Annotated in this window: 16 protein-coding genes; all 16 read left to right on the plus strand. The window is 31.0% G+C overall.

The genetic code is table 11. From position 1 onward, the window contains the following. Positions 1-277 precede the first annotated feature (277 nt). The 16 genes from araA (at position 278) to BMZ74_RS09200 (ending at position 20,517) form a co-directional block, all read left to right on the plus strand. The gene (araA, locus tag BMZ74_RS09125) at positions 278-1,774 is read left to right on the plus strand and encodes an L-arabinose isomerase (RefSeq protein ID WP_089861940.1); all 1,497 of its coding nucleotides are present in this window, start codon (positions 278-280) and stop codon (positions 1,772-1,774) included. A gap of 189 nt (positions 1,775-1,963) precedes the next feature. Further along, positions 1,964-2,653 (plus strand): L-ribulose-5-phosphate 4-epimerase, encoded by a 690-nt coding sequence (araD, locus tag BMZ74_RS09130; protein WP_089861941.1) that lies wholly within the window; start codon positions 1,964-1,966, stop codon positions 2,651-2,653. 10 nt (positions 2,654-2,663) lie between these two features. Further along, the gene (locus BMZ74_RS09135; protein WP_089861942.1) at positions 2,664-4,271 is read left to right on the plus strand and encodes a xylulokinase; all 1,608 of its coding nucleotides are present in this window, start codon (positions 2,664-2,666) and stop codon (positions 4,269-4,271) included. Between the two features lie 19 nt (positions 4,272-4,290). Then, positions 4,291-5,628 carry a sn-glycerol-1-phosphate dehydrogenase gene (locus tag BMZ74_RS09140; RefSeq protein ID WP_089861943.1) on the plus strand — a complete coding sequence of 446 codons (1,338 nt, stop codon included), beginning with the start codon at positions 4,291-4,293 and terminating at the stop codon, positions 5,626-5,628. Between the two features lie 194 nt (positions 5,629-5,822). Continuing rightward, a complete protein-coding gene (locus BMZ74_RS09145; protein ID WP_089861944.1) occupies positions 5,823-7,097 on the plus strand; it encodes an ABC transporter substrate-binding protein in 1,275 nt (424 codons plus the stop codon). A 109-nt stretch (positions 7,098-7,206) separates the two neighbouring features. Continuing rightward, positions 7,207-8,109 carry a carbohydrate ABC transporter permease gene (locus BMZ74_RS09150; RefSeq protein WP_089861945.1) on the plus strand — a complete coding sequence of 301 codons (903 nt, stop codon included), beginning with the start codon at positions 7,207-7,209 and terminating at the stop codon, positions 8,107-8,109. A 1-nt stretch (position 8,110) separates the two neighbouring features. Continuing rightward, positions 8,111-8,947 carry a carbohydrate ABC transporter permease gene (locus BMZ74_RS09155; protein ID WP_089861946.1) on the plus strand — a complete coding sequence of 279 codons (837 nt, stop codon included), beginning with the start codon at positions 8,111-8,113 and terminating at the stop codon, positions 8,945-8,947. Between the two features lie 214 nt (positions 8,948-9,161). After that, positions 9,162-11,048, plus strand: a complete 1,887-nt coding sequence (locus BMZ74_RS09160; RefSeq protein ID WP_089861947.1) for a sensor histidine kinase — start codon at positions 9,162-9,164, stop codon at positions 11,046-11,048. Continuing rightward, on the plus strand, positions 11,026-12,657 hold the full coding sequence (locus tag BMZ74_RS09165; protein WP_089861948.1) for a helix-turn-helix domain-containing protein: 1,632 nt from the start codon (positions 11,026-11,028) through the stop codon (positions 12,655-12,657). The genes BMZ74_RS09160 and BMZ74_RS09165 overlap by 23 nt, the downstream gene beginning before the upstream one ends. 168 nt (positions 12,658-12,825) lie before the next feature. Then, positions 12,826-13,824 (plus strand): LacI family DNA-binding transcriptional regulator, encoded by a 999-nt coding sequence (locus tag BMZ74_RS09170; protein ID WP_089861949.1) that lies wholly within the window; start codon positions 12,826-12,828, stop codon positions 13,822-13,824. A gap of 146 nt (positions 13,825-13,970) precedes the next feature. Further along, on the plus strand, positions 13,971-15,281 hold the full coding sequence (locus BMZ74_RS09175; RefSeq protein WP_089861950.1) for an ABC transporter substrate-binding protein: 1,311 nt from the start codon (positions 13,971-13,973) through the stop codon (positions 15,279-15,281). A gap of 102 nt (positions 15,282-15,383) precedes the next feature. Further along, a complete protein-coding gene (locus BMZ74_RS09180; RefSeq protein WP_089861951.1) occupies positions 15,384-16,256 on the plus strand; it encodes a carbohydrate ABC transporter permease in 873 nt (290 codons plus the stop codon). A gap of 52 nt (positions 16,257-16,308) precedes the next feature. After that, positions 16,309-17,133: a carbohydrate ABC transporter permease gene (locus BMZ74_RS09185; protein WP_089861952.1), complete on the plus strand. Its 825-nt coding sequence runs from the start codon at positions 16,309-16,311 to the stop codon at positions 17,131-17,133. A 320-nt stretch (positions 17,134-17,453) separates the two neighbouring features. Then, on the plus strand, positions 17,454-18,731 hold the full coding sequence (locus BMZ74_RS09190) for an extracellular solute-binding protein (protein ID WP_089861953.1): 1,278 nt from the start codon (positions 17,454-17,456) through the stop codon (positions 18,729-18,731). Between the two features lie 62 nt (positions 18,732-18,793). Continuing rightward, positions 18,794-19,681, plus strand: coding sequence for a carbohydrate ABC transporter permease (locus tag BMZ74_RS09195; RefSeq protein WP_089861954.1), 888 nt, complete (start codon positions 18,794-18,796; stop codon positions 19,679-19,681). Positions 19,682-19,764: 83 nt separating this feature from the next. Further along, a complete protein-coding gene (locus BMZ74_RS09200) occupies positions 19,765-20,517 on the plus strand; it encodes a carbohydrate ABC transporter permease (RefSeq protein WP_218142068.1) in 753 nt (250 codons plus the stop codon). The last annotated feature ends 57 nt before the right edge of the window (positions 20,518-20,574 follow it).

Below are 20,574 nucleotides of genomic sequence, written 5' to 3' on the forward strand. Positions count from 1 at the left end.
AGTATTTTTATCATTGCTAAGTATTTAAGAGTAATTCAAAAAAACAAAGAGATAACATGATTCAAACGGTGCTATTTAGATTTCACAACATTTGTCAAAGAACCAAAATTTACTACTTTTTTTCCTACAAATTTTATTTTTTTTGTGATATTATTGCTTTAGTAAATGTTAAAAAAAGCTGGATTTATTTTAGTTTGTCTTTTAATAATTTAAAAATTTTAAGTTTTATTTTAGTTAATTATAAAATAGTTTAGTTAATTTAAAAGGAGGTAAATTTATGCAAGATATATTTAAAGAAATGGAAATTTGGTTTATTACAGGAAGTCAGCACTTATATGGTGATGAAGTATTAAAAGAAGTAGAATCTAATAGTCAGAAAGTTGCTGAAGGGCTTTCTGCTGCAGCAGAAATACCGATTCAGATCAAATATAAGGCTGTAGTAACTACTCCACAAAAGATAAGAGAGGTTGTACTGGAAGCAAATCGTACTGATAAATGTATTGGTATTATTACCTGGATGCATACTTTTTCACCAGCAAAAATGTGGATTTCTGGGTTAAAATCTTTGCAGAAACCTTTACTGCATCTGCATACTCAATTTAATAGAGATATTCCCTGGTCTGAAATTGATATGAACTTTATGAATACTAATCAAGCTGCTCATGGAGGTCGCGAATATGGCTTTATAGTCAGCAGAATGGGAAAAAATAGAAAAGTTGTAGTTGGCCACTGGCAAGATGAAGAGGTTCAACATAGAGTTGGTGTCTGGAGTAGAGCAGCGGCAGCCTGGGCTGATGCTCAGGGAGCAAAGTTTGTTCGCTTTGGAGATAATATGCGCCAGGTAGCTGTAACTGAAGGGGATAAAGTTGAAGCCCAAATAAAATTCGGCTATGAAGTTCATTATTATGGAATTGGCGATTTAGTTGAATATATCGATGCAGTTAGTGAGGCAGAAATTGCAGAATTAATTGAGGTATATAAAAGTGAATATAATGTGCAAAAATCTCTTTTAGAAGGAACCGGCAAACAATCACTTAAAGAATCAGCCAGGATTGAAATTGGTTTGAGAAAATTCCTGGAAGATGGTGATTTCAAAGGGTTTACTACTAATTTTGAAGATCTTCATGGTTTAAAACAACTGCCTGGTCTAGCTGTACAGCGCCTTATGCGAGATGGTTATGGTTTTGGTGGTGAAGGTGATTGGAAAACATCTGCACTGCTTAGAGCTATGAAAGTTATGGCAGCTGGTCTAGATGAAGGTACTTCTTTTATGGAATTTTACACTTATAATTTAGATCCAGATGATACTAAAGTTCTGGGAGCTCATATGTTAGAAGTTTGTGAGAGTATTGCTGCTGGTAAGGCTAATCTTGAAATTCATCCATTAGGCATAGGTGATAAAGAAGATCCAGCCAGGCTAGTTTTCGATGTAGATGCTGGTCCAGCTATTAATGTTGCTTTAATGGATATGGGAAATCGCTTCCGGATAGTTTTAAACGAATTGGAAGTTGTAGAATCTGAACAAGAAATGCCTAAACTTCCAGTAGCACGTGTTTTCTGGAAACCAAAACCTAATTTACAAACAGCAGTAGAATCATGGATTTATTCTGGAGCAGCTCATCATACTGCTTTTTCGAAAGCTTTAACAGTTGAGCATTTACAGGATTTTGCTGAAATTGCTGATGTTGAATTCTTAACAATTGACGATACTACAACAGTTTCCGAATTTAAAAAAGAATTAAAATGGAATGATATTTATTACAAGTTAAAATAATTTTAATGAATTATAATAAAAAATTAAAAAACTGCTAGTTCAGCAGTTAATTAAAAACAAAAGTAGTTATTGACTGCTGGCTGAGCAGTAATTTTATTTTAAAAAATTAATTAGCAAAAATTTGAAATCCTATTTTAAAATATTATTTTATGTTTATATTAAGATATAATTATATAGGGAGGTTAAAAAATGTTAGAAGCTTTAAAAGAAGAGGTATTACAGGCTAATCTTGAACTTCCTAAAAGAGAACTTGTTACCTATACTTGGGGAAACGTTAGTGGTATAGATAGAGAAAAAGGTTTATTTGTAATTAAACCCAGTGGGGTAGAATACGATAAAATGACTGCTCAAGATATGGTAGTTGTAGACTTAGCAGGAAATAAAGTTGAAGGTGATTTGAATCCTTCTTCTGATACTGCTACTCATCGTTATTTATATAATAATTTTGCTAATATTGGTGGTATAGTTCATACACATTCTAATTGGGCAACTAGTTGGGCTCAGGCAGGTAAAGGAATACCAGCTTTTGGTACTACTCAGGCTGATTACTTTTATGGAAAAATTCCCTGTACCAGAAAAATGACTGCAGAAGAAATTAACGGAGAATATGAATGGGATACTGGCAAAGTAATTGTAGAAGCTTTTGCTGATCTTGATCCAATGCAGGTGCCGGCTGTTTTAGTGAAAAATCATGGACCATTTACCTGGGGAAAAGATGCAGCAAATGCAGTTCATAATGCAGTTGTGCTGGAAGAGGTAGCTAAAATGGCTTATCGTGCATTAAATTTGACTCCAGATTTAGCAGCTATGGATCAGGTTTTATTAGATAAGCATTTTTTACGTAAACACGGTGAAAATGCTTATTATGGACAAAAATAGGGGGGTAATTATGCCAATAAATAAAGAAATAGTTGCCAGTGATATTAAGCATGCTAGAACTTCGCTTGGAATAGAATTAGGTTCTACCAGAATTAAAGCTGTTTTACTTGCTGCTGATAATCAAATTATTGCAACTGGAAGCCACAGCTGGGAAAATAGTTATATTGATGGAGTCTGGACATATAGTTTAGAAGAAATCTGGCAGGGTATTCAAGGCAGCTATCAGGATATGACAGCTGAATTAAAAAATAATTTTGGACTTGAATTAACTAAAATTGGAGCAATCGGTTTTAGCGGAATGATGCATGGCTACATGGCTTTTGATAAAGAAAATAATTTATTAGTTCCCTTTAGAACCTGGCGTAATAATTTTACTAGTGAAGCTAGTAAAAAACTAACTGATATTTTTGATTATCCAATTCCGCAACGTTGGAGTATTGCTCATCTTTATCAAGCTATATTAAATGAAGAAGAACATGTAAATTCTATTGATTTTTTAACAACTCTAGCTGGTTATGTTCACTGGCAATTGTCAGACGAAAAAGTACTCGGAATTGGAGAAGCTTCCGGAATGTTTCCAGTTGAAATTGTAAATAAAGACTATGATAAGGATAAACAAAGGCAGTTTAGTCAATTAATTGCAGAATATGATTTTTCCTGGCAATTAAAAAATATTTTGCCTAAGCCATTATTAGCAGGAGAAAAGGCTGGTTATCTAACAAAAAAAGGTGCTAACTTACTTGACCCTACTGGTAAATTAGAAGCAGGAAGTTTAATGTGTCCTCCTGAGGGAGATGCTGAGACTGGCATGGTAGCAACTAATAGTGTGGCTGAAAGAACGGGTAATGTTTCAGCTGGTACTTCAGTCTTTGCCATGGTAGTTTTAGAGAAGGAACTTAATAATGTACATCCAGAACTAGATTTAGTTATGACTCCATCTGGTAAGATGGTAGCAATGGCTCATTCTAATAATGGTACTTCAAGCCTTGATGGCTGGATCTCTCTCTTTCAGGAAATGACTGACTTACTGGGCTTTGATGTTGATAAGACTACTTTATACGAAAAATTATATAATCAGGCTCTAACAGGTGATAAAGATTGTGGTGGCCTATTAGCTTATGGATATCTTTCAGGAGAGCATATAACTGGATTTGAAGAAGGTCGCCCACTTTTTGCAATGTCATCTAGTAGTAATTTTAACTTAGCTAATTTTATTCGAGTTAATCTGCAGAGTGCTTTAGGTGCGCTTAAAATCGGAATGGATATTTTGCTTAAGGAAGAAGAAGTAAAATTAGATAAAATGCTGGGGCATGGTGGATTATTTAAAACTGAAGGTGTTGGACAGAAGTTAATGGCAGCAGCAGTTAATGCACCAGTTGCTGTAATGGAAACTGCTGGTGAAGGTGGTGCCTGGGGTATTGCTTTATTAGCAGCTTATTTATTAAATAGAAATTCAGAACAGTCATTGGAAACTTTTTTAAATGAATCAGTTTTTACAGATCAAAAGGAAAGTATTATTGAACCTGATCCGGAAGATGTAGAAGGTTTTGAAGCGTTTATGGAACGTTATAAATCATGCTTACCAATAGAAAAAGCAGCTGTAGAATTTTTAAAATAATTAAGGGTGATAAATAATTATGGATTTACAAAAAATAGCTGGACATAAATGTAGTTGTGGAAAAACACATCAAATCCCCATTAAAAAAGTAGCTATTGCAGCAGGTTTAATCGACCAAACAGCTGATCTCTTAGCAGAAATTACTGCAGAAAAAAGAATTTATTTAGTAATTGATCAGCAGACTAAAAAAGCTGCTGGCAATAAACTAAAGTCAAAATTGGAAGCAGCGAATTACGAAGTGATAGAAATTTTATTAGAAGAGCGAGTTGGAGATGATCATCTTGTTCCAGAACCTGAATCATTATTTAAAATAATTTCTGCTGTAGAAGGTAATGGTTATTTATTGGCCTGTGGTTCCGGTTCGATTAATGATTTGACAGCATATGCAGCCCATAAGATGAAAATACCTTATACTATTTTTGCAACTGCGCCTTCGATGGATGGTTATGCTTCTTCGGTTTCTTCAATTACAGTAGCTGGAGTTAAAAAAACCTATAATACAACTCCTCCTGAACTAATAATTGCTGATCTTGATATTTTGAAAGCAGCTCCCTGGAAGTTAATTCAATCAGGTTTAGGTGATCTTTTAGGTAAAGTTTCATCATTATTAGAATGGAAATTGGGGGTTGCTTTATTTGACGAATATTTTTGTCAGGAAGCTTTTGATTTGGTAGAGGATGTTTTGCAAGATTTAATGGCTAATTCACAGCAAATAATTGCAAGAAAAGCAGCAGGTATTGAAATTTTGACAAAAGGTTTAATTTATTCTGGTATTGCAATGATGATGGTTGGTAGTTCGCGCCCGGCTTCTGGAACTGAGCACCATATTTCTCATTTCTTTGATATGTATGCTGGGATTTTTAAGGAACATGTTCCTACTCATGGCATAAAAGTTGGTACTGCAGCTTTAATCAGTTGTTATTATTATTTAAAATTATTAAAAACTGATTTTTCCCAATTTGAAATAACTCATGATCGCCAGGCAAGAGAAGCTGAAATTAGGGAAGCTTATTTAGATAAAGCAGATTCTATCCTGGATTTACTAGAACAACGTTGGGAACATGATTTAATTTCCAAAGACGATTTATTAGCTGCAGAATCCGAGATTAAGAAAAACATTCGGAAATTTAAGCAGTATCTATTAAGTGTAGAAACTATTTTAGATGATTTTGGTTTTTTTGAAAGAGAAGACGTTAAAAATTTGAACCGAGACTGGCTAAAAAAAGCAGTAAATCACTGTTTTGAAATTCGCTTTCGCTACACTGTTTCAACATTACTAAGACAGGTCGGGCTGCTTAATCAATGGGGAGAAGAAGCAATAGCAAGATTAGAAGAAAAACTAGAAAAAAATAATTAAAATATCTTTATTATTTAAAGTGCTGGAATATAAAATTTCCAGCACTTTTTGCCTTTTCTTCTCTAAATGCTGAATAAGTTTAAAAAAGTGAAAAATTTTGTAGTAGAAGGTAAAAATAATGTAGTGACTATTTGTCTAAATTATTTTAAAATTGAATTAACAATAAAAAATCAAAAAACGGGAGGAAATTTATTATGAAAAAAGTTTTTGTTACTCTGTTGTTTTGCTTATTGATAGTTGGAATTACATTCTCTGCAGCTGCTAAGACGACTACGTTAACTTTCTGGACTTTTCAAGAGTTACACCAGCAATTTTTAGAAAAAGAAGTAGCTCGTTGGAATGAGAATAATCCTGATAATCAGATTGCTTTAGAAGCAACAGTCTATCCTTATGATCAAATGCATAATAAACTTTTAATAGCTTTACAGTCAGGAGTAGGTGCACCTGATATTGCAGATATAGAAATTAGTAAATTTGCTAATTATTTAAAGGGAAATACACCTCAACTAGTTGCTTTTAATGATGTTGTTGATCCTTTAATGGGCCAGATGATTAAAGCTAGATTCGATAATTACAGCAAAAATGGTAACTATTATGGAATTCCTTATCATGTAGGTGCAACAGTTATGTATTATAATACAGAACTTACTGATCAGGCGGGCGTAGATATTGATGATATTGTTACCTGGGATGACTATGTTGCAGCAGGCCAGAAAGTTAAAGCTGCTACTGGTAAGCCAATGACAACAGTTGAAGTAACAGAACATTGGTCACTTTATCCTTTGATTAGTCAAATTGGTTCTGATATTTTTGCTGAAGATGGCAGCATAATTTTAGATAACGAAAAAAATGAACGAGTTTTAACCTTTTTAGATGATCTTGTTCATAAATATGATATTGCAATTCCTACCCCAGGTGGATTTCACCATTCCGAAGAATATTGGGCTTTTATGAATGATGAAGGTGCTGCTTCTTTAATGATGCCTCTCTGGTATATGGGAAGGTTTGTTCAGTATATGCCTGACTTAAAAGGTAAAATGGCAATTAGACCTTTACCTGTCTGGGAAGAAGGCGGAAATAGATCTGCTGGTATGGGTGGAACTGGTACAGTAGTTACTATTCAGAGTGACCATAAAGATTTAGCCAAAGATTTTTTAGTTGAAGCTAAACTATCTGTTGAAGCATCACATAAATTATGGACAGAACTTGGCTTTGACCCAGTAAGATGGGAAGTCTGGGATGATCCAGTAATGTCTGAATCAAATCAGTATACAGATTACTTTAAAAATGAAGATATTTTTGGAATGCTGCTTGATATTAAAGATGAAATTAATCCAACTATGATTACAGAGCAATATCCACAGGCAATTGATTTATTAAAGAAAAATGTTTCCTTTAAAGTTATTAAAGAACAAAGTGAGACACCAGCCGAAGCCTTAAAAGAAGCTGCTGATGAACTAAGACAGTAAACAAGCTTAGTTAACAAGTAATTATTAAAATAACTAAAAGATTCGGCTGTAATCAGATTTCTATTTGGGTTAAGTTGAATCTTTTAGTTTTTTATTAAGGAGCGTTATTATGAAATCAATTAAAAACTTTTATCAAAAATTTATTAATTCTAAAAAAGTGGCTCCCTATATTTTTGTTTCTCCTTTTATTATTGTTTTTCTGGTCTTTTATTTATATCCTATCATTTCCACAATTATTATGAGTTTCCAGGAAATTGGTTTTGGTGAAGCAGAATTTATAGGACTTGAAAATTACAAAAAATTATTTAATGTACATTATAAAAATGCTTTATTAACCAGTACTAACTATACTTTCTGGACTATTTTAATCTTAGTACCACTACCAATTTTATTGGCAGTGCTGCTAAATAGTGATAAAACAAAATTTAAAAATTTTTTTCGTTCAGCAATTTTTATGCCGGCTTTAACTTCTGTTATTGTAGCAGGTATGTTTTTTAGATATGCTTTTGGAGAACAGGCATCAACTCTAGCTAATTCTTTAATTGGACTTTTAGGAATTGGGCCAATAACCTGGTTGCAGGATTCTATTCCAGCTATGATTGCTCTGGTCATTCTCTGTGTCTGGCGCTGGTTAGGAGTTAATATTATTTATTTTTTATCAGGCTTACAGGGTATTCCAGATGCAATCTATGAAGCCGCAGACATTGATGGAGCAAATAGTTGGGATAAATTTAAATATATAACTATTCCTTCTTTAAAACCAGTCATAATATATGTAATTACAATTAGTGTATTTGGAGGTTATAAAATGTTTGCTGAAAGCTATGCTTATTGGCAGACAGCAACCCCTAATGATATTGGAATGACTATAGTTTCTTATATCTACCAAACTGGCTTTAATAATTTTAATATGGGGTTTGCCTCGGCAATTGGAATTACACTATTATTAATTGTTCTGGTAGTTAATCTAATTCAGCTTAATCTATTTGGCTTATTTAAGAAGGAGGATTAAAATGTCTGTAAAGCAAGTTAAACTTACTGTAGTTGTTATTATCCTGGCATTTTTTGCTTTTTTTGCTCTGGCTCCATTTTTCTTTATGTTAGTTTCTTCATTCAAGCCAGGGGATCAAATTATTAAAAATGGAATTAGTGCCAGACTTGATCTGGATATAATGACTTTTAAAAACTATAAAACACTTTTTACGGAAAGAAACGGAATCTATCTTTATTGGTATAAAAACAGTGTTTTAATTACTACAATTCAAACTGCTGTTGCCGTATTTTTAAGCTCACTGGTTGGCTATGGTTTGGCAGTTTATGATTTTAAAGGGAAGAATATATTGTTTGTATTAGTATTAATTTTGATGATGGTTCCAATTGAAATTTTAATTTTACCGCTGTATAAACTTTCAATCACTCTTAAAATAATTGATACTTATGCTGGAGTTATGCTTCCTTTTATTGTTCCACCAGTTGCTGTCTTCTTTTTCCGACAATTTGCTGTGGGACTGCCAATGGAATTGATCGATGCAGCCAGAATTGATGGTGCTTCTGAATTTGGTATTTTCTTTAAAATTATGATGCCTTTAATGAAACCTGCCTTTGGTGCAATGATTATTTTACAGGCAATGTTTAGCTGGAATGCCTTTGTCTGGCCTTTAATTGTTTTAAGATCGAATGAAAACTTCACTTTACCAATTGGATTGGCTTCTTTAATTACTCCCTATGGGAATAGTTATGATATGCTATTCTCTGGAGCGGTAATTTCTGTAGTACCAATTATAATTTTATTTATGTTTAAACAAAATTCTTTTATTTCTGGGCTAACAGTTGGTGGAGTAAAAGGATAATTACAGTTTTAGATTAATTAGTAATTAAATAAAGTAGTATTTTCCTCATCAGCTTCAGAGCTGATGAGGATTTTTTTGTAAAAAAGATGTTCTTAGGCCAGGAAGATGTTATAATAAGAATGAATTAAGAAAATTGAGATAAATTTTCTTAATTAAAATACAAACTAGCTTAACTTTGTAGAAAAATCAGAGATATTTTGTAGGGAGATCTTAAATGATTAAAGCTGTTTACTTAAAGATAATAAATAAAATTTATAGTTTGATTCGTTCAACTCATATCCAGAACAGACTAATCGTTTTATTTGTGCTCTTATCATTATTGCCAATGTTAATAACTGGTATTTATAGTTATCATAAATCAAGTGAAGCTATATATGATAAAATAAATACTTATTCGCTGGAAGTTGTTAATCAGATTGCCAAAAATATAAATGAAGAGCTGCGTCGTATGCAGTATCAATCAATAGAAGTTGCTTTTTCTGATTTGGTTCAAAATACAATGCGTAATTATGATAAATTAAGTGATTGGCAGATTTACGATGCTCGCTTTAAAATAAGAGATGAAATGGTACGTAAGTTTTCTTTTTCAGAATATATATCTGATGTGCAGCTTTTTACAGATCAGGGTCAAAAAATAATTGCTTACGGAGATACTGGTTTTACTTTGAATTTTAAAGATAAATTTAGAGAAAAACTTTTAGCTGATATAAAGGAAGCTGATGGGGGAGCAGTCTGGCAGGCTGTTGATTTCAGAGATGAATTTCATCAGGTAGATCGCATCTATGCTCCTGATACATCAGGTAGGTCATATGGTATTTTAATTGGGAGAATTATTAAAGACCTTTATCAAGGTAGTCAGCTGGGAACTGTGCTTATTCGAGTTAACGAAAATATTTTTTCTGATATTTATCGGAATATAAATCTGGGTCAGGGTGCAGAGATATTTATACTCAATCAGGCAGGAACAGTTGTTTCTACCCGAAACGCTAAATTAAGCTTTAATCAGCCTTATCCTGATAACAATTTAATTGGCAGGATTAAAGCTCAGCAGCAAAAGAAAAGTTCTCAACAAACATTTAAAATATCTTTAGAGAATGAACCTTATTTAGCTGCTTATTCTGTTATTAAAGATACTAATTGGTATATAGTTAGTACAATTCCATTTTCTTATTTAAATAAAGAAACAAGTTTAATTAGAAAAGAAATCATTATTTTAGGACTGCTAATTTTTATATTAGCACTTGGTTTTTCTTATATTTTTACTAAAAGTATTTCTAATCCATTAAACAAACTGGTTATAGCAATGAATAAAGTTGAAGCTGGTGATTTAAATATAAAATTGAAAGATAATTCACAGGATGAGCTTGCAGAAGTCAGTGGGAATTTTAATATGATGGTAAGTGAATTAGAAAGTTTATTAGCTGATATTAAAGAAAAAGAAAAGCAAAAAAATGAGTTAGAATTTAAAGCACTACAGGCACAAATCAACCCTCATTTTCTAGCTAATATACTTAATACAGCTCGTTTATTGGCAGATATGCAGAATGTAGATAATTTAGAAAATTTCCTGGCTTCAATTATTAATTTACTGCATTTAAGTATGAATAATAAAGAGAGTTTCATTTCTGTAGAAAGAGAAATCGAATATCTTAAAAGCTATTTAAATATACAGCAGTTTAGACTTCATAATAAATTTGAAGTTCATTTTGAAATAGAGACGGAAATTTTAGATAATAAAATTCCCAAATTTATATTACAGCCTATTGTAGAGAATTCCATAATTCATGGTATTAGCAATAAAAATGGCCAGGGTTTGATTATGATTAAGGGATATCAAGAAGCTAATAAGATTATATTTTCTGTTACAGATGATGGTATTGGAATGACTGAAACAGAAATAAAAAAATTATTAACTGAAAATGAAACAGGAAAAGATCATTTTTCTGGGATTGGAATTAAAAATGTTAAAGAAAGAATTGAACTATACTTTGGTCCAGAATATGGAGTTGAAATTGAAAGTTTAAAAGGATATTTTACTACTGTAACAATTAAATTAGCTGAATTAGAAAGGGATTATTATGCTGAAAGTGATGATCGTTGAAGATGATATTTTTGACTATACTCATTTAAAAGACTTAATTAATTGGAATAAGTATGGTTTTCAAATTACTGAACAGATAAAAAATGTAGCAGCTGCTAAGCAGAAACTTAAAACAGAAAAAATTGATCTTATAATTACAGATATGAAAATGCCAGGTCAATCAGGGGTTGATTTAATAGCTTTTGCTGCTAAAAATTATCCCCAGATAATCAATATTGTACTGAGTGGGTATAGAGATTTTGATTATGTTAAAAAAAGCCTTAAACTAGGTGCAGAAGACTATATTTTAAAACATGAATTGAAAAAGTCTAAATTACTTGCTCTGCTTAATCAAATAAAAGCTAGCTTAAAAGAAAGTGAAATTAATGATAACAGTAATATTTTCACAGAAAGTTTTCTAGTTGATCAGCGTGATATTTTGGTTCAAAATTTTGCCGATAAATTAGTTAAAGGTTATTTTGAAGATAAGATTAAGCCAAAAAGAGAACTAGAATTATTAGGGATTAATTTTGAATTTAAAAAAATGATTATAGCTTTAGGCCAGTTTGATGATCATCAAATCTTACAGGAAAAATATCCCGCTGCCAAATTAGTTAGTCTAAAAAAATCTTTTATTAATATGGCAGCAGAAATCTTACGAGAAAATGGTAAGTCATTTGCTGTTTTAAAGGGAGAAAAATATTTTTTACTGCTTTTTTCTTTTACTAATAAGAGTGAGCTGGAGATTACAAACAATGTTACTTCAGCTGTAAATAGAATTAAATCAGCTCTAAAAAATTATTTAAATATTACAGCTAGTATTGCTGTCGGTGAGATAGTCGATGATCCAATGCAGATACAAATAGAATATGAAAAAGTTGCTGAATTACTGCAGGAAAAGTTCTATCAAGGGAAAGATAAAATTATTTACTATAATAAAGAGAGTAGAAATAATGGTGAGCATTTTTCACTTGATATAAAAACTGAAAAAAAGTTGCATAATTATTTAGTTAATCAAAATCCAGCTGCTCTTACTGCTGAATTAGAAAGTATTTTTTGCAAAATTGCTAAATATAAACCTAGTTTAGGGGTAGTTAAGTTAACTTTTATATCTTTAATAAATATAGTTAATACTGTAATTAAGGATAATAAGCTTGCTAAAGATAAAATTTATCCTGAAAATCAAAATCTATATCAGCAGTTAGATAAATTTAATACTCTGACTGAATTTCAAAGCTGGTTGCAGGAAATTTATAAGAATTTAAGCAACGAACTGGCTGCAAAACAAGGATCTAATTACTCTGACTTAATTAGAAAAACTACAACTTATCTGAAAAAAAATTATAGTCAGGATATTACTTTGACTTCAACTGCTAAATTAGTTGGAGTATCATATTCTTATTTGAGTCGTAAATTTAAGGAAGAGTGTGGACTAGGTTTCAGTGATTATTTAAATGATCTGCGGATTAAAGCTGCTAAAAAATTAATTAATCAAGGTAACATTAACTTTAAAGAAATTGTTAAACAGGTTGGGTTTAATAATTATAATTACTTTTTTAAAGTTTTTAAGGATATAGAAGGGATAACTCCCAGTGAATATTTAGAAAAAAATTCTTCCGGACTAGTATAGTCTGGAAGTATATTTTATGATTTTAATATTGCAAATAGTTTGACATTATAGTTTGGTTGTGTTAATCTTTAAGTAAATCTAACCGTTTAGAAATAATAATCTGCACAACAATATTATTTTAAATAACAGAATATTATCAATTATTAAATTATAGTTAAGGGGATAGTTATGGCTACAATTAAGGATGTTGCTAAAAAAGCTAAGGTATCAGTTGCAACAGTTTCAGCTATTATAAATAGTGATTCTAATGTAAAGGTTAGTAAAAAACTAACTAAGCGAGTTGAAAAAGCAATTTTAGAATTAAACTATCGCCCCAATCGGATTGCTAGAGCACTTTCTAAAAAAGAAACTCATACAATTGCTTATGTAGTACCATCTATTAGGAATGAGTTTTTTGCTCAGATTGCGCATTTTATTGAAGATTATGCTTTTGCAGAGGGATATGGTGTTTATCTTTGTAATACCCATAGTAATTTAGAAAGAGTTAATTTATACCGTGACAACTTAATTGAAAATAGAGTAGGGGGAGTTATCACTACTTTAAGTTGGGAAATCACTCAGGGTGATTTTATTAATTCTTTGCAAAAAGAGGGAATTCCAATAGTTGGTTTAGCAGGAGCAAGAATTATTAAGACTATTGATACAGTTACAATAAATGATCAGGCCGGAACTAAGTTAGCAATCAATTATTTATTTTCTAAGCAGCACAGCAAAATTGGCTTTATTGGCAGCAGAGATAGTAAAACAACATCAATTAGACTGCTTGGTTATAAAAAAGCTTTTAAAGAAGCTAATTTAAAAATAGATAGTAACCTAATAGAATTGGGGAAGGCATTCAGCAGAGATGAAGGATATTTATTAGCTAAAAAATTAATCCAGAAGAATAGTAAAGTTTCTGCTATTTTTGTTTATAATGATGTAATGGCTGCTGGAGTAATTGAATTATTAAATGACTTAGGATTAGCAGTTCCCAATGATATAGCAGTGATTGGTTATGATGATAGTATTGCTAAATATATTAGACCCAAATTAACTACTATGGCACTACCTAAAGAAAAAATGGTAAATAACACTATGCAAATTTTATTTCAGAGAATCAATAAAAAGGCAGGTGAAATAATTCATAGAAAAGTATTGCCAGAAATTATTCAGCGAGATTCAACTTAAACTTTAACTTAGCTTTTCTAATTGATTGTAAAAAAATAGCATATCTTTAAATTTATTAGCCGATAAAGAAGGGTAGGTGAATAATAAAATTGATTAAATGATTTAAAATATTTTAAGTTAAATAATTTTAGCAAGGGGGATTTTTTATGAAAAAGATTTTAATTTTAACTTTACTGTTTTTGTTAGTCAGTTTTGGTGCTGCAGCAGCTGATTATTATCCTGAATATAGTGGTGAACCAACAACAATTACAATGTGGGCCTGGACTAGTAATGAAAATTATTCAATTGATGAATTTGAAAAAGTTTATCCAAATATTAAAGTTAAATGGGAAAACATTAGTGATTATTATAATAAAGCACAGACTGCGTTATCTGCTGGAACAGGTTTGCCTGATGTGATTATGATAGAATATTCATATGCACCTCAATTTATGAGTATTGGGGCCTTCCAACCGATTAATAATTGGTTGGATAAAGATACCTTTGTTGAACTTTATGGTGAAGATGCTTTGGGCTGGTGTGCAATGGATGATAATATTTATGGAACTCCTCAAGACAGTGGTGCAATGGCACTATTTTATAGAAAAGATATTTTTGATAAATATAATTTGACTGTACCAACTAATCGGGAAGACTATGTTAGCGAAATTAAAAAATTAAAAAAAGCAGCTCCAGAATTAGACTTTGTCAGACCTCCAATTGGTTACTCAATGTGGTGGATTGGACAGATCTGGCAGGCGGGTGGTAAGCTTTTTGATTATAAAGATGGCAATTGGTATATTGACTTTACTAATCCTACCGCTGAAGAAGTTTTTGATTTCTGGGGTAAATTATTAGATGAAGGTACAATAGATTTGCAAATGTACTGGAATCCTGATTGGTATAATTCTTTAAACAATGGCAGAACAGCTGTAGTTGAACTGGGCAGCTGGTTTGCAGAATGGCTAAAATATAACGCAACTGATTCGGAAGGCAAATGGCGGATTGCTTTGCCAGCACAGTGGAATAAAGGTAAGCAGCATAATAGTATGATTGGTGGCTCAGGTTTTTATGTCAGTACTCAATCTGCTAATCCAGAAGCAGCAGCTTTATTCGTTAATTGGTTAAACTCTCATCCTGATTCACTTACCCAGCTTCATAATAAAAGTAATTTACCTGTATTAGTTTCTAACCGTTTCGGTGAAGTAATCGATCAGGTAAGTGGTCCTGACAAATTTTTTGGTGGTCAAAATATTGGTCAGAAACTCTGGGAATCACATAAATTAGTTAATACTACTTTTATTACTTTACCTATTATGTCAAATGTTGATGAAAGTTTAAGTAGTTTACTTCAGGATTATGCTGATGGTAAAATTGAAAAATTTAGCGATATTTTACCAATGTGGCAAGAGAGTGTAATTGGTACAATGCAAGAATTTGGTTATAATAATTTAATTATAGATCAATTACCAGAATAATAGTTAAAAAGAGGGGGATTCTCCCCTCTCTGTTTTTTTAAAAAATTCTATTTAGTTAAACAGCAAAATAAAGTAAAATTAGTCAGCAGAAGGAGGTATAAAATGAATAGAAGAAAAATAAAAACTTCAATTAAAGCATATATATTTTTAGCACCATTTCTGATTTTATTTATTGCTATGGTAGTTTATCCCATTTTTTTAGGAGCTAAACTTTCTCTTTATGGTATGCGAGGAGCTAGAACATGGTATGTTGGTCTGGATAATTATATTAGGATTTTTCAAGATCCTAAATTTTGGTCATCTTTTAAAATACCACTTTTCCTATTATTAATTCAGGTTCCGTTAATGTTATTTATTGCAACTATTTTTGCTATTCTATTTGAAAGAATGTCAAAAAGAGGAGGGGCTATTTATAGATTTATTTATTATCTACCCTATACGATTCCTGGTATAGTATCAGGTATTGTCTGGTCATATATTTTTTCAGATTCAATGTCTCCATTTAGACCATTATTAGATCTGCTTGGTTATTCTGGTTTAAAGATAATGACCAGGCAAAATTTGCCTTTATTATTACTATTTATAATCCTATGGGCTTTCACTGGTTATACAGCTTTTATTATTTATTCATCATTACTTTCGATTCCACGTGAACTTACAGAAGCAGCTCAGCTAGATGGTGCTAGTTTCTGGCAGACTGCTTTTAAAATAAAAATACCCCTTTTAAAAGATGTTATACTCACCTTATTTATTTTTAATGCTATTGGATCAATTCAAGTTTTTAATGAACCCTGGATGCTGCAAAATTTAGTTGTACTACCCAATAACTATACTCCAGCTATGTATATCTATAATTCTGCTTTTTCATCGGGAAGATTTACTTATGCAGCTGCTATGGGAATAATCCTGGCTATAATAACTTTTTTGATTTCTCTTTATTTTTTAAAAACAGCTTCCAGACAAATGTTGAATTAGAAAATAGACAGATATATAGAAAAATAATATTTTTCTATAAGGAGAGTTGAAAATGAAAAAAAGAAAAAATAAAAATATTATAATTTCATTTATTTTAATAGGTCTCTCGATTTATTTTATTTTCCCTTTTTATTGGTTAATTATTAGCACTACTAAAAATGTTAGTCAGCTTTTTCATAAATCATTACTACCAGGTAAACCAAATCATTTTATAGAAAATATCCAGTCAATTTTCAGTTATGAGAATGGAATATTTTTCAAATGGCTGGGAAATTCATTTTTATATGCAATTGTAGGAGCTTTTCTGGCTATTTTTATTGCTTGTCTGGTCGGCTATGCTTTTCGCAGATATGATTTTTATGGAAAAAGAATTGTTTTTATTTTAATCTTAGGTTTTTCTATGGTACCAGTTTATGCAACAACTTTACCTCTTTTTATGTTTTTTAAAGATCTTGCTTTAATTAATACCCGGCTGGCAATACTTTTGCCTTCCTTTGTTAATGTGTTTAGTGTTTATTTAATGGTTTCTTATTGGAATCAGATTCCAGATGAAGTATTTAGTGCTGCAGAAATAGATGGAGCAAGTGATTGGTTAATTTTTTATAAAATTGGTTTACCAAATATTATTCCTGGATTTATCACCTTATTTTTATTACACTTTGTAACTATCTGGAATAATTTTTTCTTACCTTTAGTACTACTTAATACTAGAACTAAAATGCCTTTAATTTTAGGAATAACAACGATTACTGATTCACAGGGCCATCCAGTTTATAATTTAACTTTAACAGCGAGTTTATTTACAATTTTACCATTATTAATTTTATTTATTTCCCTGCAGAAATACTTTAAGCCTCAGTTTTACAGCAGTAAATAGGCTTGTTTTAGCAATTTTAATTTTTAAATAATTAATTTAGTACCAATAATAAAAAAGAGTGCAGTAGTCTGCATTCTTTTTTATTTTAGAGAAAATAAAAATTATAATCTATATTTTCTAAAAATAGCAAAAAATCTGAATTAAGTTGCAGGAATTTATAATTTCTTGTTGAATATATAAATAACAAGTTAATTTACTTCTTAAATTAATTCTTAAATTAAAGTAATTTAAATTTTGAGTTGAGGAGGGATAACCTTAGTTAGAGTAAACTTATTAGCTGATCTATATTTACTCAGTTAAAAACTTTAAGGAGGAAAAAAATGAAAAAATCAGCAATTATTTTAATCTTGGCATTACTAGTAAGTACCTGTCTAGTTGGTTCAGTTTCTGCTCAGGATCAAATAACTTTAACTCTCTGGGATATTCGGACAGCAAGTGACCAGGTTACTCCTGCTTTGAAATATGCTATAGAACGTTTTGAATCTGATTATCCTCAAGTTAAAATTGATCATGTACCAACTCAAAATGATAATTATAAAACTAAATTAAGAACAGCAATGTCAGCTGACAATGCCCCAGATATTTTTATGACCTGGGGAAGTACTGGTTTAAAAAGATATGTTGAAGCTAATAAAGTTTATGATTTAACTTCTGCGATTGAATCAGGTTGGCGCGATAATTTTATGCCTGCTGCCATGGATTTAGGTACTTTTTCTGATCATGTTTATGGTGTGCCTGTAACTAATGTTGCACCTGCCTATATCTGGTATAGAACAGATTTGTTCGAAAAATATGGAATATCTCTGCCCAAAACATATGCTGATTTAAAAGAAGTTGTCGCAGAATTTGTTGAAAATGGAATTACTCCTTTTGCGTTAGCTAATAAAAATAAATGGACTGGCTCAATGTATTATATGTATTTAGTTGATAGAATTGGTGGTTCAGATGCACTGCAAAAAGCAATTAATAGAACAGGTGCTTTTAATGATCAAGTTTTTGTAGAAGCAGGCGAAAAAATTCAGGAATTAGTTAAAATGGGAGCTTTTCCTGATGGGGTAAATGGTCTTGACGAAGATGCAGCTCAATCAAGAATGTTACTCTATACTGATCGAGCTGCCATGTATTTAATGGGAAGCTGGGCTTATGGAACTATTAAAAATGAAAATGCAGATATTCTTACTAAAATTGATTTTATGAATTTTCCAGCTGTAGAGTCTGGTCAAGGGGATCCATCTAATCTAGTTGGTACTCCAGGCGATAATTATTATTCAATTTCTGCAAAGTCAGAGCATAAAGAAATGGCAGTTGAATTTTTAAAATATCTAACAGATGAAAAAATGGGAGAAAGCTTAATTGCAGTAGGCAATATACCTCCATTTCAGGGTGTTGGCAACAAAATTGATGATCCAATTATGAAAAAAAATTATCAAACAGTTCAAGCAGCACATTATATACAGCTCTGGTATGATCAAAGTTTACCACTTGAGTTATCTCAAGTACATTTAAATACTACTCAAGCTTTATTCAGTTTAGAAATCACTCCTCAGGCAGCAGCAGATAAAATGGAAGCAGCTGCTCAAGAATATTATGGTAATTAATTTAGTAGTTAAAGTAGAGGGAATAACTTCCCTCTACTTAATCTAAAGAGGTGTTTTTTATAATGAAAACAAATAATCTATTAAGTAATAAATATTTTGTTGCAGCTTTATTTTTAGTACCTGCTTTATTTTTTGCACTTGTTTATCTGATAATACCAATTCCACTCTCTGCTTACTATTCACTTTTTAAGTGGGATGGAATTGGAGCAATGAAATTTTTAGGAATAGATAATTGGGCCCAGCTTTTTTCGGATACAGTGTTTTGGAAGTCAGTTATTAATAATTTCAAATTAGTAGCTATCTCTTTAATAATTCAAATTCCTATTGCTCTATTTTTAGCTGTTTTATTAACTAGACAAATTAAAGGAATTAACTTTTTTAAGACAATATTTTTTATTCCAATGTTATTATCTTCAATAGCAGTTGCTTTTTTATGGCGTTACATGTATGATCCTACCTTTGGATTGATTAATGGAATTTTAAATTTAGTTGGTTTAGGACATTTAACTCAGAGCTGGTTGGGGGATTCTAGCATTGCTTTTTACGCAGCAGCAGCACCTATTCAGTGGCGTTTTATTCCCCTTTATATGATAATTTTTATGGCTGCTATTTCCGGTATTCCAGAGCAGCTTTATGAGGCTGCAGAAATTGATGGAGCAAATAACTGGCAGATATTTTTCTTTGTTACTCTGCCTATGTTAAGAGGAACAGTAATTAATGCATCTGTTTTAATAATTGTTGGCTCACTTAAATATTTTGCTATGATTTATGCTTTAACAGGTGGAGGTCCTAATCATGCTTCCGAATTAATGGCAACCTATCTTTATACAAAATCTTTTACTGAAATGAATATGGGATATGGAAGTACCGTTTCGGTTGCTCTATTTTTAATTGCATTAATAGTTTCGGTATTATTTTTAAGATTCAATAAAAAAGATATTAGAAATTAGGTGAGAAAATGATAATAAAAAAAATAAAAGCAGCCTTAATTTACTTATTCTTATTAATATGGCTTATAATTACCGGATATCCCATGATTTTCTTAGTTCAAAATAGTTTTAAAATAAAAATGGAGTTTTTTCAAAAACCAGTCTGGTCTTTGCCAGCAAGTTTTACAATTAAAAATTATCTTGATGTTATTAATTCTGGATTTTATATTTATTTTTTTAATAGTATTATAGTTTGTTTTATTTCTGTTTTTTTAATTATTATAGTTTCTTCTTTAGCTAGCTATGCAATTGCAAGAATTGATTTTAAGTTTAATAAAATAATTTATATTTTATTTCTAGCTGGAATGATGATCCCAATCCATTCTACCTTAATTCCAATTTATAAGATAACTCTTTCTTTAGGGATTTATGATAGGCTATCTGCTTTAATTGGTCCTTATGTAGCTTTTAGTCTGCCGATTTCTGTATTTATCTTGACTGGCTTTATTAATGATATTCCGTATGAATTAGAAGAAGCAGCTATAATTGATGGAGCAAATCGAATCAGAATTTTTAAAGATATAATCTTGCCTTTAGTTAAACCGGCAATTTCTACTGTTGCAATTTATAATTTAACTTTGCTCTGGAATTCTTTTGCTTATGCTCTGGTCTTAACTTCTAGTCCTACTAAACGGATTTTAACTTTAGGATTATTTGAGTTCCAGGGCCAGCATGGTATAGATATTCCTTTAACATTAACTGCATTATTTCTTTCAGTTTTACCTCTAATTATTTTATACGTTTTTTTACAAGAACATATTATTAAAGGTATGACTGCTGGTGCTTTAAAAGGTTAACTATAGTTAAGAATTTAGTTGAATTTTTATTTTTTAATTCAACTGATAATTAAATTT

It is taken from the genome of Halanaerobium salsuginis (genome assembly GCF_900114545.1).
In the GTDB taxonomy this organism is placed as follows: domain Bacteria; phylum Bacillota; class Halanaerobiia; order Halanaerobiales; family Halanaerobiaceae; genus Halanaerobium; species Halanaerobium salsuginis.

Coding starts and splice junctions, on each gene's coding strand:
- BMZ74_RS09190 (WP_089861953.1), top strand. CDS start 17,454: ATGAAAAAATCAGCAATTATTTTAATCTTGGCATTACTAGTAAGTACC.
- BMZ74_RS09195 (WP_089861954.1), top strand. CDS start 18,794: ATGAAAACAAATAATCTATTAAGTAATAAATATTTTGTTGCAGCTTTA.
- araD (WP_089861941.1), top strand. CDS start 1,964: ATGTTAGAAGCTTTAAAAGAAGAGGTATTACAGGCTAATCTTGAACTT.
- BMZ74_RS09200 (WP_218142068.1), top strand. CDS start 19,765: ATGATTTTCTTAGTTCAAAATAGTTTTAAAATAAAAATGGAGTTTTTT.
- BMZ74_RS09150 (WP_089861945.1), top strand. CDS start 7,207: ATGAAATCAATTAAAAACTTTTATCAAAAATTTATTAATTCTAAAAAA.
- araA (WP_089861940.1), top strand. CDS start 278: ATGCAAGATATATTTAAAGAAATGGAAATTTGGTTTATTACAGGAAGT.
- BMZ74_RS09175 (WP_089861950.1), top strand. CDS start 13,971: ATGAAAAAGATTTTAATTTTAACTTTACTGTTTTTGTTAGTCAGTTTT.
- BMZ74_RS09165 (WP_089861948.1), top strand. CDS start 11,026: ATGCTGAAAGTGATGATCGTTGAAGATGATATTTTTGACTATACTCAT.
- BMZ74_RS09185 (WP_089861952.1), top strand. CDS start 16,309: ATGAAAAAAAGAAAAAATAAAAATATTATAATTTCATTTATTTTAATA.
- BMZ74_RS09160 (WP_089861947.1), top strand. CDS start 9,162: ATGATTAAAGCTGTTTACTTAAAGATAATAAATAAAATTTATAGTTTG.
- BMZ74_RS09170 (WP_089861949.1), top strand. CDS start 12,826: ATGGCTACAATTAAGGATGTTGCTAAAAAAGCTAAGGTATCAGTTGCA.
- BMZ74_RS09180 (WP_089861951.1), top strand. CDS start 15,384: ATGAATAGAAGAAAAATAAAAACTTCAATTAAAGCATATATATTTTTA.
- BMZ74_RS09140 (WP_089861943.1), top strand. CDS start 4,291: ATGGATTTACAAAAAATAGCTGGACATAAATGTAGTTGTGGAAAAACA.
- BMZ74_RS09145 (WP_089861944.1), top strand. CDS start 5,823: ATGAAAAAAGTTTTTGTTACTCTGTTGTTTTGCTTATTGATAGTTGGA.
- BMZ74_RS09135 (WP_089861942.1), top strand. CDS start 2,664: ATGCCAATAAATAAAGAAATAGTTGCCAGTGATATTAAGCATGCTAGA.
- BMZ74_RS09155 (WP_089861946.1), top strand. CDS start 8,111: ATGTCTGTAAAGCAAGTTAAACTTACTGTAGTTGTTATTATCCTGGCA.